The 13,748-nt window shown below is 73.6% G+C and carries 11 protein-coding genes; 6 read left to right on the top strand and 5 right to left on the bottom strand.

Annotated elements, in window-relative coordinates; genetic code table 11:
- Positions 1-1,269, bottom strand: coding sequence for a TerD family protein (locus JK361_RS18895; protein WP_236053231.1), 1,269 nt, complete (start codon positions 1,267-1,269; stop codon positions 1-3).
- A 302-nt stretch (positions 1,270-1,571) separates the two neighbouring features.
- On the opposite strand from JK361_RS18895, the gene JK361_RS18900 reads away from it, so the two are divergent.
- The 4 genes from JK361_RS18900 to JK361_RS18915 all read left to right on the top strand — a co-directional run bounded on the left by JK361_RS18900 (position 1,572) and on the right by JK361_RS18915 (position 6,358).
- Positions 1,572-2,006 carry a DUF6643 family protein gene (locus JK361_RS18900; protein WP_201819447.1) on the top strand — a complete coding sequence of 145 codons (435 nt, stop codon included), beginning with the start codon at positions 1,572-1,574 and terminating at the stop codon, positions 2,004-2,006.
- A 44-nt stretch (positions 2,007-2,050) separates the two neighbouring features.
- The gene (locus JK361_RS18905) at positions 2,051-2,911 is read left to right on the top strand and encodes an MOSC domain-containing protein (RefSeq protein ID WP_201819449.1); all 861 of its coding nucleotides are present in this window, start codon (positions 2,051-2,053) and stop codon (positions 2,909-2,911) included.
- Positions 2,912-3,082: 171 nt separating this feature from the next.
- Complete coding sequence (locus JK361_RS18910) at positions 3,083-3,688, top strand: Rv1733c family protein (protein WP_201819451.1); 606 nt, start codon at positions 3,083-3,085, stop codon at positions 3,686-3,688.
- A 231-nt stretch (positions 3,689-3,919) separates the two neighbouring features.
- Positions 3,920-6,358 (top strand): right-handed parallel beta-helix repeat-containing protein, encoded by a 2,439-nt coding sequence (locus JK361_RS18915; protein WP_201819453.1) that lies wholly within the window; start codon positions 3,920-3,922, stop codon positions 6,356-6,358.
- Between the two features lie 73 nt (positions 6,359-6,431).
- On the opposite strand, the gene JK361_RS18920 is transcribed toward JK361_RS18915, so the two are convergent.
- Positions 6,432-6,860, bottom strand: a complete 429-nt coding sequence (locus tag JK361_RS18920) for a DUF4440 domain-containing protein (protein WP_201819455.1) — start codon at positions 6,858-6,860, stop codon at positions 6,432-6,434.
- A gap of 115 nt (positions 6,861-6,975) precedes the next feature.
- Positions 6,976-9,675 carry a hypothetical protein gene (locus JK361_RS41300; RefSeq protein ID WP_236053232.1) on the bottom strand — a complete coding sequence of 900 codons (2,700 nt, stop codon included), beginning with the start codon at positions 9,673-9,675 and terminating at the stop codon, positions 6,976-6,978.
- A 644-nt stretch (positions 9,676-10,319) separates the two neighbouring features.
- Here JK361_RS41300 and JK361_RS18935 point away from each other — a divergent pair.
- Together JK361_RS18935 and JK361_RS18940 are read left to right on the top strand one after the other, a co-directional pair.
- Positions 10,320-11,150, top strand: a complete 831-nt coding sequence (locus tag JK361_RS18935) for a DeoR/GlpR family DNA-binding transcription regulator (RefSeq protein WP_201819456.1) — start codon at positions 10,320-10,322, stop codon at positions 11,148-11,150.
- 69 nt (positions 11,151-11,219) lie between these two features.
- Positions 11,220-11,693, top strand: a complete 474-nt coding sequence (locus tag JK361_RS18940) for an SRPBCC family protein (RefSeq protein ID WP_201819458.1) — start codon at positions 11,220-11,222, stop codon at positions 11,691-11,693.
- Here the strand turns inward: JK361_RS18940 and JK361_RS18945 are convergent, their stop codons facing one another.
- Positions 11,694-12,485 (bottom strand): enoyl-CoA hydratase/isomerase family protein, encoded by a 792-nt coding sequence (locus tag JK361_RS18945; RefSeq protein ID WP_201819460.1) that lies wholly within the window; start codon positions 12,483-12,485, stop codon positions 11,694-11,696.
- Complete coding sequence (locus JK361_RS18950; RefSeq protein WP_201819463.1) at positions 12,482-13,744, bottom strand: cytochrome P450; 1,263 nt, start codon at positions 13,742-13,744, stop codon at positions 12,482-12,484. Before JK361_RS18950 ends, JK361_RS18945 begins: the two co-directional genes overlap by 4 nt.
- Positions 13,745-13,748: the final 4 nt, after the last annotated feature.

The following is a 13,748-nucleotide window of genomic DNA, read 5'->3' on the forward strand; positions in this document are numbered from 1 at the left end:
TCACTTACGGCCGGGCGTCCAGTTCATGCCCCAGCCGTAGGCGTGGTCCACGGTCCGCTGCGGGCTCGCCCCGCGCTCCGGCACGAGGTAGCGCGCCTCGCGCTGGACGACGAGGTCGCCGCCGGTGTTGGTGATCAGGGCGAGCGCGCACACCGGGGAGGCGACGGTGCACTCGTCGAGCGAGAACTCGATGGCCGCCCCGTGCTGCGGCTGGAGGGTGACGGTGGCGTGCAGGTCGGCGAAGGAGCTGGCGCCTTCGTAGACGGTGACGAAGACGAGGATGCGCCGGAAGTCGTTCTTGTGGTCGAGGTTGATGGTGAGGTTCTCACCGTCGGCCACGGCTCCGGTGCGGTCGTCGCCGTCGAGCTGGATGTACGGCGGGCGCCGGAGCGCGCCGAAGGCGTTGCCGAGGGCCTGTACGACTCCCTTGCGGCCGTCGGTGAGTTCGTACAGCGCGCACAGGTCGAGGTCGAGGTTGCCGGCGCCGCCCCACCGGCTGCCCCAGCCCTGCGCCTGTTTGCGCATCTGCCAGTTGAGGTTCACGCGCATGGAACCGGAGGTGCCGCCCTGCTTGGCCAGCGAGACGGAGGGGGCCGCCTTCGTGAGCGTGACCTTGCTCAGGCGGACGGGCGGGGCCGCGGGCGGCGGGGCGGGGGCCGCGGTGGGGGGCGGTGGTGCGGTGACCGGGGCCGCGGCGGGGCGCGGCGGGACGGTGGCCGGGGCCTGGGCCGCGGGCGGTGCGGCGTGCTGGGGTTCGTCCACGGTGATACCGAAGTCCGTTGCGAGGCCCTCGAGTCCGCTGCCGTAGCCCTGGCCGACGGCACGGAACTTCCAGCCGCCCTGACGGCGGTACAGCTCGCCGAACACGAAGGCCGTCTCGACGGTCGCGCCGGGGCTGTCGAAGCGGGCGACCACCTGGCCGGAGGCGGCGTCGGTCACCTCGATGTAGAGATCCGGGACCTGCCCGAACGTTCCGCCGTCCGCGGAGGCGGCGAGGACGATCCGCTCGATGGCGCCCTCCACGCGCGGGAGGTCGGCCAGCAGGGTGTCGGTGACCCGGTCGCCGGTCGTCCGCTTGCCCTCGTGGCGCACCGCGCCGGAGGAGTGGGCGGGCTGGTTGTAGAAGACGAAGTCTCCGTCGGAGCGGACCTTTCCGGACGCGAGCAGCAGCGCCGAGGCATCGGCGTCCGGCACTCCTGGACCGGAGCGCCAGCCCAATTCGACGCGCAGCGCCGTGCTCGGCACCGGCGTGTTCGACCCTTTCGACATTGTCATGTCCGCCCCCATCGCGCGTCGGCTTTCGTCCTTCGTCCGGGTCGTCTCGGCCCGTGTCATCCCTACCCGCACAACCTATTCCCGGGCACGGCACGCACCCACGATCCGCGCAGCAAGATCGCCGGTCAACCGCTGGTAACCCCGAAGGAACCCCGCCTTTACACGATCCAAACGGCGACGGGCGTCCCTTTTTGCCGAGTTCGCTCATATTGGGGATCCCAGGTCACTGCCGACACGGAAAACAACCCTCTTATCGGTCTCCCCAACCAGCACATCGTGGGCTTAACTTATGTGCCATGACCTCCCCCCGCTCCACTTATGGTGGCGGCTACTACTCCGCCTCCTTCCCGGACACCCCGATCTACGACTCGCTCGTGGCCGAGCGTGGCACCCCGCAGATCGCCCCGATCCGGGTCCCCGCCGCCTACGACACGGGCAGCAGCCTGCCCGCCCTGCCGTCGGCCCTCCCCGCCCTCCCGGCGGCCCCGTCCGCGCAGGCCCCCGCCTACGGCTACCCGCAGCAGCAGCCCGCACCGCTGCAGCAGGCGCCCACGGCCTACATCCCGCAGCAGGCGAGCGCCCCGCGCGGCTACCCGGGACCGCAGGCCCCGCAGCAGCAGCGGCCGATGGCGGGGGGCACCGGGTACGAGGCCATGCGTCCGGCCGCGCCGCGGCCCGCGCCGGCTCCGTACCAGGACCCGTACAACAACCAGCAGTACCGCGGCTACTGACCGGCGCGCCCAGGCTGTCGGTGCCACCTGGCACGATGGACGGCATGGGAAGCGCCGAAGTGCAGTCGATCCACGTCCATCCGGTCAAGGCGTTCCGGGCAGTGTCGCTCCGGGATGCCGTCGTGGAGCCCTGGGGCCTGGCCGGTGACCGACGCTGGACGCTGATCGACGACGGGGGAAAGGTCGTCACACAGCGCGAGGAGCCGCGCCTCGCACTGGCCGCCGCCGAGCCTCTGGCCGGCGGCGGCGTCCGTCTGTCCGCGCCCGGCCGGGCACCGCTGACGGTCGCGGTGCCGGAGCAGACGGAGACCATGCCGGTGACCGTGTTCGGCACGAAGGTGGAGGCGGTGCCGGCCGCCGCGGCAGCGCACGCCTGGTGCAGCGCCTATCTGGGGGCCGAGGTCCGTCTGGTGCACATGGACGATCCGGCCACCCGCCGCCCGATCGACCCCGACTACGCCCTGCCCGGCGAGACGGTGAGCTTCGCGGACGGCTATCCCCTGCTGGTCACCACGGTGGCCTCGCTGGAGGCGCTGAACTCCCTGATCGCCGAGGGGCGCAACGCCCACGAGGGCCCGCTGCCCATGAACCGGTTCCGGCCCAACATCGTCGTCGCCGGCACGGAGCCCTGGGCCGAGGACCACTGGACGCGGATCGCCGTCGGCGAGGTGGTCTTCCGGGCCGCCAAGCCGAGCGGCCGGTGTGTGGTGACCACCACCGACCAGGAGAGCGCGGTGCGCGGCCGGGAACCGTTGCAGACCCTGGCACGCCACCGCAGGATCGGCGGGAAGCTGGTGTTCGGGCAGTACCTCGTGCCCCTCTTCCCCGGCACGATCAGAGTCGGCGACCCGGTCCGGGTGCCGGACGAGCCCGCCGACGGCCCACGGACAGCGGACCGGCACTGATCCGGCGGAACGGGAACCGGGGGCCGTGGCCCGCTCGTTGGGGAAGCGTGAGGAATTCGTGAGACACCGCGTGCGTCGGTCACCGCGGCACGCCTGACGTCGCCTTTTCCCGGTCCCGGCCGGGGCGGGGCCGGCGCCGGGGGTGGTGAGGGACCGCAGGGGGGTGGGGACATGCGGGCACTCAGCGGTCTCTGGCGCTGGCGGCACAATCCGCTCCGCCGCACGACCGATCTGGCCGAGGCGTGGGTGGCGCTCGTCGCGCTGCTGCTGATCACCGTGGGCGCACCCGTGACGGGCTGTCTGGTCGGTGCTTCCGCCCAGGACTCGCTGCAGCGATCCGCTCGGCACCAGCAGCACGGGCGCCGTCTCGTCACGGCGGTCGTGGTGCGGGCACTGGGCGGCGCCCTGCCCGAGACCGACCCCGAGACGGCCCCCGGACGCCAGACCCACAGCCGTGTCCTCGCGTACTGGGCCGCGCCGGACGGCACCCGGCGGCACGGCCCGGTCCTGGCGAACCTCAGAACCCCGCACCGAGGGGACCACTTCGGGCTCTGGACCGACCCGCACGGCCGAATAACGACCCGCCCGCTGGACTCCGCCACGGCCACGACGCACGCCGTGCTCGCCGGGCTCGGTGCGGCCCTGCTGACCGCGGCCCTGGTCGAGACCGGTCGGCGCCTGACCGTCTGGCGCCTGGTCCGCCGCCGGTACGCGCGCTGGGACCAGGCGTGGGACCGGGCCGGCCCGGACTGGGGCAAGGCGGGCACCGGCATCTGACGGCCTTCCCGCTCTGGTCAACCGGGCGTCCTGGCACACGCTACGGTGGACCGGCCGAAGCGCTGTCGGCGAAGGCCCACGGGTTCAGGACCGCGGGGCCGAGCGGATTTCCACGGGAGCGCGAACGCGCTCACGCCCGGAGGCCGAGGTCGGTCGCGGTCCGGGTGCCGGCGGCAGCGTCCCGACGGACGGCGAGCCATCAGTACGACGAGGTGGGGGCACAACAACGCCATGGCACAGGGCACGGTCCAGGTGACGCACACCGGTACGTCGCGGTGGCGGCGCCGCACGGGTGAGTACGCTTCGCTCGCCGCCGCCCTGGAGGCCGCCGCCGACGGCGACGTCCTCACGATCGCCCCCGGCACGTACCGGGAGAACCTCGTCGTCCAGCGGGCGGTGACACTCCGTGGGCCCGAGGGCTCGCCCGGCTCCGTGCGGATCGCACCCCTGGACGGGGTGCCGCTCACCGTGCGGGCCTCGGCCGTCGTGCAGGACCTGCACGTGGAGGGCCAGGACGCGGCGGCGCCCGCGCTGCTCATCGAGGAGGGCACGCCCGAGCTGATGGACATGCGGATCGTCACCCGGTCCGCCACCGGCATCGAGGTGCGCGGCGGCGCCCGCCCCACCGTGCGCCGGTGCACCGTCGACAACCCGGCCGGAATCGGCATCGCCGTACTCGACGGCGGCGGCGGGGTGTTCGAGGAGTGCGAGGTCGTCGCGGCCGGACAGGCGGGCGTGGCGGTCCGGGGCGGGGCCCATCCGCGCCTGGAGCGCTGCCGGGTGCACCACGCCTCCGGCACCGGGCTCACCGCGACCGGCGAGAACTCCGCGCTGGAGGCCGTGGGGTGCGAGATCTACGAGGTGCGCGGCTCCGGTGTGCAGATCACCCAGCGCGCCACCGCGCACCTGACCGACTGCGATGTGCACCGCACCACCGCCGACGGCATCACCCTGGACACCGACGCGGTGCTCACGCTCGCCGACTGCCGCATCCACGACATCCCGGAGAACGCGGTCGACCTGCGCTCCCGCTCGGTGCTCACGCTGACCCGGACGACGGTCCGTCAGTTCGGGCGCAACGGCCTGTCCGTGTGGGATCCGGGGACCCGGGTGGACGCCAACCAGTGCGAGATCTTCGACAGCACCGGCGACTACCCGGCGGTGTGGGTGAGCGACGGGGCCACCGCCGTCCTCGACTCCTGCCGCGTGCACGACGTGCCGGACGCGCTGTTCGTGCTGGACCGTGGTTCCCGCGCGGACGTCGTCGACAGCGACCTGTCGCAGGTGCGCAACACGGCCGTGTCGGTGAGCGACGGGGCGACCGCGCAGCTCGACGACTGCCGGATCAGGGAGGCGGCCACCGGTGCCTGGTTCCGCGACCACGGCAGCGGCGGCACGCTCAACAACTGCACCGTGGACGGCACCCAGACCGGAGTGATCGTCACCAAGGGCGCCGACCCGACCATCGAGCGCTGCACGGTCGACTCCCCCGCCGAGGCCGGTTTCTACGTCTCCGCTGGCGGCCGCGGCAGCTTCCTCGGCTGCCGGGTCACCGGCAGCGGCGGTTACGGCTTCCATGTGATCGACGGCTGCCGTACGACGCTGCGCAAGTGCCGTACGGAACGGTGCGCGCGCGGCGGGTACGAGTTCGCCGACGGCGGCCCGGCCGCCGGCTCCGGGACGGGACCGGTCGTGGAGGACTGCACCAGCGACGAGAGCGGCGGCCCCCGGACGCCCGCGGCCCGGGAGACGGCCGCGCAGACGGTGCCGCAGTCCGCCGGCCTGCTGGGCGCGTTCCCCGGGCAGCGCGCGGCGGAGCCGGAGCCGCCCGTCGCCGTCGCCGAACCCGCGGAGCCGCAGCGGACGTCGAAGGACGTGCTCGGGGAACTCGACGCGCTGGTGGGCCTGGAGAGCGTCAAGCGCGAGGTGCGGGCGCTGACCGACATGATCGAGGTGGGCCGGCGCCGGCAGCGGGCGGGCCTGAAGGCGGCCTCCGTCAAGCGGCATCTGGTCTTCACCGGCTCCCCCGGTACCGGCAAGACGACGGTCGCCCGGCTCTACGGCGAGATCCTCGCCTCGCTGGACGTCCTGGAGAAGGGCCACCTGGTGGAGGTGTCCCGGGTGGACCTGGTCGGCGAGCACATCGGTTCCACCGCGATCCGCACCCAGGAGGCCTTCGAACGGGCCCGCGGCGGTGTGCTGTTCATCGACGAGGCGTACGCGCTGTCCCCGGAGGACGCCGGGCGGGACTTCGGCAAGGAGGCCATCGACACGCTGGTGAAGCTGATGGAGGACCACCGGGACGCGGTGGTGGTGATCGTCGCCGGGTACACCGCGGAGATGGAGCGCTTCCTCTCCGTCAACCCTGGCGTGGCCTCCCGCTTCTCCCGCACGATCACCTTCGGCGACTACGGCCCCGAGGAACTGCTGCGGATCGTGGAGCAGCAGGCCGACGAGCACGAGTACCGGCTGGCACCGGGAGCGTCCGAGGCGCTGCTGAAGTACTTCACGGCGATCCCGAAGGGCCCCGCGTTCGGCAACGGCCGCACCGCCCGGCAGACGTTCGAGGCGATGGTGGAGCGCCACGCGGGCCGTGTCGCCCAGCTTCCCGATCCGACCACCGACGACCTGACCCTGCTGTACGCGGAGGATCTGCCGGAGCTGCCCTGAGCACTCGGGCAGCCCGGGCAGCCCGCACCGGCTTTCCACTCCTCCGCGCCGCGGAGCCCAGGGGGCTGCGGGACTAGAGGTTGTCGCCCCAGCCGCCCTGGATCATGGTCTGGAACGCCCACTTCCCGTCCCGCCTGAGCAGGATGTCGGCGTACCGGAGCCGCTGGGAGTGGCCGTCGACGGTCATGGTCGAGTCCGTGAAGACGACGGCCATCGAGGAGGACAGGAACACCGGAGTCCGGGTGGACTCGAAGGCGATGTCCTGGCTTCCTCCACCCATCACCTGCGTCATGGTCGCGACGAACCGCTCCCGGTCCCACTGCGCCGACCGGCCGTTGCCCGCGGAGTCGTCGCTCACGAGGTTGAGCGGGAAGACCGCCAGGTCCGCCATGCGCTCGACATCGCGCTTGCCGCTCGCCGCGTCGTACTCCGCGAACCAGGCGTCCAGGCTCACGCGGTCTTCGTGGGTCGGGCTGTATCCCGTGTCGGGCAGGAGGGGCATACGGGCTCCTTCGATAGGGCTAATCAAATTTGTCTAGCTGTTTCCAGCGCTGGGAGCGTACACCTTTTCGCCTCGCTGGTAAAACTTGATTAGTGAAGCCCTCGATGTGACCGGGTCACGTCCCCTGCCCCGGGCGCTGGCCGGGAAGTCCGGGGCACAGGCGGGTCAGGAGGTGGGCTCGTTCGCGGGTGAAGGCGGGGTCCGACTGGTAGTCGGAGTGGCCGAGGATCGGGGCCGGGAGCGGGTGCTCGGCGGTGCGTCCGTAGGCGCGGGGGTCCGGCAGCGGCTCGTGGTCGACTTCCGGGGTGGCGTCGCCCGCGACGCGGACCGGGCCGCCGATGGGGTCGGTGCGCCGGTAGAGATTGCGCCAGCAGGCGATGTCATGGTGCAGCGCGGCGAGCGCCGGCGGCCCGAAGTGGGCCGGGAACCAGCGGCCGTACAGGCGCTCCAGCGGGGATCCGTAGGTGAGCAGGGCGACCCGCCCGCGTACGGACGGCGGCAGTTGCCAGGCCGCCGCCGCGGCCAGGACGCTGCCCTGGGAGTGCCCGGACAGGACGAGCCGGCCCCCGGTGCGGCGGGTCCAGGTGGCCATGCGCCAGGTCAGGTCCGGCACCGCGCGCTCGGCGTAGCAGGGCGGTGCGAAGGGGTGTGCGGCGCGCGGCCAGAAGGTGCCGACGTCCCAGAGGATGCCGATGGTCCGCCGCGCGGAGGCGTCCTTGTAGGCGCGCCTGCCCCAGGTCACGAAGAGCAGGAAGCCGAATCCGACGAGCCAGGAGCCCAGCGCCTGGGAGGTCTCGGCCACGGCCTGGACGAGGTGGTGGGTGCGGCGGGCCGCCCCGACGGGCGTCTTCCCGGTGGCCAGGGCGCCGGCCAGCGCGGAGGTGCCCAGGAGCAGGGTGGCGACGGTGAGGACGGTGACGACGAGGGGCGCCCGGTCGGTGAGGGTGGCCACGGCGCGGGCCCGGGCGATGGCCCGGGTGCGGGACGGGTCCTCGGATTCGCCCGGGTGCTCCTGGCGCACGCGGTCGCGTTCGGCACGGGCCAGCCGGGCGGTGCGCACGGCGAGCAGCGCGGCCAGGACCGACAGGACCACGAGAAGCGGTGGGATGGCGGACGCCTGCCAGGTCAGCAGCACGGGTGGCCCGGCGAGCAGGGCGCGGGTGCCGTCCAGCCAGTCGGCGACGCGCTGGGCGAGCCCGCCGGACATCACTCCGCCCAGGGCGCAGGCGAGCAGCGTCACGGCGGGACCGCCGAGGCCCCGCATTCCGGCGCGCGGGTCGCGTCGGCGCCGGTGAAGGTCCCGGGCCACGGCGCCGAGGGCGATGACGAGCAAGCCCTGGGCCAGCATGAGGGCGCCGAAGGCCGGATCACCGGGGATCCGTCCGGTGGACTGCCAGCCGGGCCGGGACCAGCCCGCGTACACCAGGCTGAGCAGCAGCAGGGCGAGCGCGACGAGCGGTAACGAGCGGACGAGGTGCTGGTCGAGCCGCTGGTCGAGCCGGTTCTCGCCGCGGCCTCGGCGGCACACGACTCCGACCACCGCGACCGCCCAGGCGAGCAGGGCCGCGGTCAGCAGCAGGCCGAGGGCGTCCAGGGCGGCGGGGCCGCCGGTCCGGTGGTCGAAGCGGACCGCGGGGGTGGCGACGGCGGCGGCCACGGTGAGCAGCCCCGCCGCGGTGTGGGCCGCCCGCAGCCGGGCGACCAGCCGGCGCCCGTACCAGAAACCGGCCCGGACCAGCGCACTGCCGTGCACGTCCGCCTCGGCCTCATCGACACGCGCCCCATCGCCGTGGGAGCCCGCGCCGCGGCCGTGGGAGCCCGTCCCGGGGGCGTCGCCGGTCGGCTCCGAGCCGCCGGCGCGCGTACGAAAGCCGTCATCGCCCGGCCCGGATCCACCGGCGACGGACGTGTGGCCGTCGCCGATCAACCCTGGCTCACCGGCCTCCGCCCCAGGGCCCTCACCGACCGACCCCGGCCCAACGGCCCTCGCCCCGGGGTCATCGCCGACCGACCCCCGCCCGTCGGCCACCGCCCCGAGGCCACCGCCGCCCGACCCCCGCCCAACGGCCCCCGCCCCGAGGCCGTCGCCGACCGACCCCCGCCCGTCGGCTCCCGGCCCGAGGCCGTCGCCGACCGACCCCCGCCCGTCGGCTCCCGGCCCGGGGCCGCCGGTGTCCGGTCCCATGTCGGCGGACAGTGGCCGGTGGGACTCGTACGCTCGCCAGGTGCGGTGCGAGAGGTACCAGAGCAGGCCGGTCAGCGCGGCCGGCAGCGCCGCGGCGAGGGCCAGCCGGCGGCCGGGCGCGCTCCACCAGCCCCCGGGCCCGGCGGGCGCTCCGGGGGCGGCGGGTGCCAGGAAGCCCAGCCAGGAGTGGCGGCGTACGCAGGCCGGGGTCCCCGCGCACTGCCAGGCCAGCAGGTCGAGGGCCACCTCGCAGGCGGCGGCCACCAGCAGCACGGTCAGGGTGAGGGCGGAGAGCCGCACGAGGAGGCCGTAGAGCCGGACGGTACGCGGCCGGCCGGGTCCGCTGGGGCGCATCCAGTGAGCGAGGTTGACGACCATGAACGGCAGTAACAGCAGCCACAGGGCGCGGCTGCCGTCGCCGGAGGTGAGGTTGCACCAGACGTACGCCTCCCGGACCGGCCCGCGCCGGGCCCCCTTCCCGAGGTCTCCCCCGAGGTCTCTCCCGTGATCGCCCCCTGGGTCCCCCTCGGCGCCCACACCGTCCGGGGTGGGCCCGGCGTCCTCGGCGCGCCGGAAGACGGCGGCCGTGTCGTCACCGGTGACCCGGACCGTGCGCGGGTCGCCGAGCATCCTCTCGGGCGTGGTGCCGCCGACCCCGTGCACCAGCAGTTCCAGGTCGTCCCCGGACCCGACCGGCCGCCCCGCCCACCGCCCGACGACTGGGTCCTCGGCCGTCCCGGCGCCCTGGTCCTCATACGAACCGGCAGCCCGCCCTGTCTGCCGCCCGGCGGGCCGGGTCTCGTGTGGCCCGGCGGTCTGGTGCTCGTGGTGTTCCGCGGGCCGGTTCCCGTCGTGTTCCGTGGGCCGGTTCCCGTCGTGTTCCGTGGGCCGGTTCCCGTCGTGTTCCGTGGGCCGGTTCCCGTCGTGTTCCGTGGGCCGGTTCTCCTGCCGCTCCGCGCGGCGGTGCTGTGCGTGTTCCACTGTTCTCGCACTTCCCCCGTGACGCCCTGACGTCTGTGCCGTGCGCGCTTCAGGATCGCCGGTCCCGCGGCCCCGTACACCTCTCGTCACGGAATCTCCCCGATCCGTGTGACGGCGGGCGGGGCGGCCCGCGGCCCGGGCGGCGGGGGCCCGGGCCGGCAGGCGGTGGCGCAACCGGCACGGACCCGTGAAAGGATGGGACGCCCGCGCACTGCCGGACGGATTGAACTTCCTGGTCGGAGCCGGTGCGCCGGACGTGTCGGACGGTTGGCGGCGAAAGGACCGGAGCGTACGTGAGTGAGAATCAGAACCTCCTCGCGGAGCAGCGCCGCGCCCTCATCCTGGACGAGGTCCGGCGCCGGGGCGGGGTGCGGGTCAACGAGCTGACCCGCAAGCTCGGCGTCTCGGACATGACCGTGCGCCGCGATCTGGACGCGCTGGCCCGCCAGGGCATGCTGGAGAAGGTCCACGGCGGTGCGGTGCCGGTGGTCGAGGCGAGCACGCACGAGCCGGGGTTCGAGGCTAAGTCGGGACTGGAGCTGACCGCCAAGGAGGACATCGCGCGCGCCGCGGCCCGCCTGGTCGGCCCGGGGGCGGCGATCGCCCTGTCCGGTGGTACCACGACGTACGCGCTCGCCCAGCAGTTGCTGGAGGTGCCGGACCTGACCGTGGTGACGAACTCGGTGCGGGTCGCGGACGTCTTCCACGCGGCGCAGCGCACATCGGGCCAGCGGCAGGGATCGGCGACGGTGGTGCTCACCGGCGGGGTGCGTACCCCGTCGGACTCCCTGGTGGGCCCGGTGGCCGACCAGGCGATCGCCTCGCTCCACTTCGATCTGCTCTTCCTCGGCGTGCACGGAATATCGGTGGAGGCCGGCCTGTCCACACCGAACCTCGCGGAGGCCGAGACCAACCGGCGGCTGGTGCACTCCGCGCGCCGGGTCGTCGTGGTCGCCGACCACACCAAGTGGGGCACGGTGGGCCTGAGTTCCTTCGCCGCGCTGGACCAGGTGGACACGCTGGTGACCGACGCCGGCCTGCCCGCCGAGGCCCGCGCGGAGATCTCCGAGCATCTGCGGGTGGTCGTGGCGGGCGAGCCCGGGGAAGACACCACAGACATCTGAGGCACCGTCAGCTATGGTGGCCCTGCCCGGTCGACCGCGCCGCGAAAGTGGCGCAAGGGGGTTACGTCCATGGCTCGTCGTCTGCGCCCGGTGGATCTCGACTTCGTCGGGACCGCGCCCGTACGCCTGGTTTTCGCGCGGGAGATCTCCGCGTCCCCGGAGCAGGTCTTCCACGCGCTCGCCGAGGACGTGCCCGGCTGGACCCAGTGGTTCTCGGCCGTGACGCTCGCCCGGGCCACCGACGGCGGCGCCGGGCGGGAGATACGGCTCAGGGGCGGGACACGGTTCACGGAGACGGTGCTCGCGGCGAAGGCGCCCGAGGTGTACGCCTACCGCGTCGACACCACCAACGCGCCGGGCGCCCGTGCCCTGGTCGAGGAGTGGCGCCTCGCTCCCCGGGGCACCGGCACCCGGGTGCAGTGGACCTTCGCCGCCGACGGCACGGCACCGTTCCGGGTCGTCCTGGGGCTGGCCCGGGCGGGTCTGGGACGCGCCTTCCGTGACGCGGTGACGTCCCTGGACCGGCGCGTGACGCCGCGCTGATCAGCCGGCGCCGCGGGCCTGGTGCGACTCGGCCACGACCGCGGCCATGAGCTCCGCGTCCAGCACGGAGACGTCGGCCAGGCGGGAGGCGGCGGACAGCGAGTTCAGCAGCGTCTTGGTGACGCGCAGTGCCGCCGGGGGGCGGCGGACGATGGGCCGGGCCCATTCGGCGACGGCCGCGTCCAGCTCATGGGCGGGGACGACCCGCTGAAGGATGGACAGGGACTGGGCCTCCGCGGCGGTGAAGGCGCGTCCGGTCAGGACGAGTTCGCGGACGCGTGCGGCACCGACCTCGTTGATGAGGCGGGGCAGGAGGCCGCCCCAGGCGGTGGGCAGTCCGAGGGCGAGTTCGGGCAGCCGGAAGGTCGCGTCCTCGGATCCGACCCGCAGGTCGCAGGCGAGCGCGAGGGCCATGCCGGCTCCGATGACCTTGCCGTGGACGCGGGCGATGGTGACGGCCGGGTTCGTGGTCAGGGCGTCGCAGACGCGCTGGGCCTTGATCCCCGACATGCGGATGCCGCTGCCCGTGGAGTCGTGGGCGAGATGCCGGGTGAACTCGCCGCGGTCCCCGCCGAGGCAGAAGTCGTCGCCGTTCCCGCTGAGCACGACCACGCGGACGGCCGGACCCTGCCCCTGGAGGACCGCCAGCAGGTCGTCCAGCAGGGCGTCGGTGACCGTGTTGCCCTGCTCGGGGGTGTTCAGCTCGATGGTGAGGACGGGACCCTCACGGCGGGTCCGCAGGATCTGCCGTACGTCACCGGTCGGAAGGGCTCTGAGGGGGATGGCGGTCATGTCGTCACTTTCAGGGAGGTGATGCGCCGGAAGACCATCCGGTTCGCGTAGGTCGGGCGCGCGGTCGGCCGCAGGGTGGGGAATCGTTGCAGCAGCCGGGTGAGCAGCAGGCGGGCCTCCAGGCGGGCCAGGGACGTGCCGAGGCAGTAGTGGGCGCCGCCGCCGAAGGTGAGGTGGCCGCCCTTGCGGCGGATGTCGAAGACGTGGGGGTCCGGGTTGCGGCGCGGGTCGTGGTTGGCGGCGCCGTAGAGGACGTGGACGACGGTGTCCTTGGCGATGGGTACGCCGGCGAGGACGGTGTCGTCGGCGGCGAACCGGGAGTTGAGGTGGATCGGCGGGTCGTAGCGCAGCGCCTCGTCGACGGCGTCGTCGACGTGTTCGGGGTGCCGGCGCAGCCAGTCGGCCCGGGAGGGCTCCTGGGTCAGCAGCCACACGGCGTTGGCCAGCAGGGTCGCGGTGGTCTCCAGGGAGGCGATGGTGATGAACATCGTCAGGTCGTAGAGCATCTGGTCCGCCGCGGCGCGGTCACCGGGGAACTGCGCGTCCCAGTAGCGGATCCAGCCGCTGAGGACATCGTTGCCGGGGCGGGCGCGCCGGTCGGCGACGAAGCCGGTGAAGAAGGCCTTCATCTCCACGGTGGCCTCGGCCGAGACCGCCAGTTCGCTCTTGGTGGGGAGCAGCTCCTGGGCGTGGACCTGCCGGTGGGTGAAGTCCAGGATGTGCGGGAAGTGCTCGTCCGGGATGCCGAGCCAGTGACCCACGGTGTGGATCGGCAGCTGGTCGCCGACCGTGGTGGCGAAGTCGGCCTCGCCGTGGCGGCGCAGCTCCAGGTCGAGGCGGTCCAGGAGCCGGGAGACCTGGGCGTCGATCCCCGGCCCCATGGCCTCCAGGGTGCCGCGGTCGAAGAGGTTGCCCAGGGCGCGGCGCTGGAAGGTGTGCGTGGGCGGGTTGAGGCGGGAGAGCGTCCGCGTCATCTCCCGCGTCGCCGGGTCCTGCCAGCGTGCCGCGTCGGGCCTGCGCTCCTGCCATGCGAAGTCCGGTACGAGCCAGTTCCGGCCGCGCAGGATCTGGTTACAGGCGTCGAATCCCGTCACGAAGTACCCGCCCCAGGGAGCGGGCACCACTTCGCCCAGTGCGCGCAGTTCGTCCCAGACGGGGAGGGGGTTGGCCTGTCCCTCCTCGGAACGGAGCCTGCGCAGCGAGGGGATGACGGCTCGGCGGTCGGTGGTGATACCGCGTATGACGCCAACGGCGGTCACGCAA

The sequence above is a fragment of the Streptomyces musisoli genome, assembly GCF_016741855.1.
Lineage (GTDB): Bacteria > Actinomycetota > Actinomycetes > Streptomycetales > Streptomycetaceae > Streptomyces > Streptomyces musisoli.

Bases quoted from the DNA above. Each gene is read 5' to 3' on its own strand.
- JK361_RS18895 (WP_236053231.1), bottom strand. From the start codon at position 1,269: ATGTCGAAAGGGTCGAACACGCCGGTGCCGAGCACGGCGCTGCGCGTC.
- JK361_RS18900 (WP_201819447.1), top strand. From the start codon at position 1,572: ATGACCTCCCCCCGCTCCACTTATGGTGGCGGCTACTACTCCGCCTCC.
- JK361_RS18905 (WP_201819449.1), top strand. From the start codon at position 2,051: ATGGGAAGCGCCGAAGTGCAGTCGATCCACGTCCATCCGGTCAAGGCG.
- JK361_RS18910 (WP_201819451.1), top strand. From the start codon at position 3,083: ATGCGGGCACTCAGCGGTCTCTGGCGCTGGCGGCACAATCCGCTCCGC.
- JK361_RS18915 (WP_201819453.1), top strand. From the start codon at position 3,920: ATGGCACAGGGCACGGTCCAGGTGACGCACACCGGTACGTCGCGGTGG.
- JK361_RS18920 (WP_201819455.1), bottom strand. From the start codon at position 6,860: ATGCCCCTCCTGCCCGACACGGGATACAGCCCGACCCACGAAGACCGC.
- JK361_RS41300 (WP_236053232.1), bottom strand. From the start codon at position 9,675: ATGCTCGGCGACCCGCGCACGGTCCGGGTCACCGGTGACGACACGGCC.
- JK361_RS18940 (WP_201819458.1), top strand. From the start codon at position 11,220: ATGGCTCGTCGTCTGCGCCCGGTGGATCTCGACTTCGTCGGGACCGCG.
- JK361_RS18945 (WP_201819460.1), bottom strand. From the start codon at position 12,485: ATGACCGCCATCCCCCTCAGAGCCCTTCCGACCGGTGACGTACGGCAG.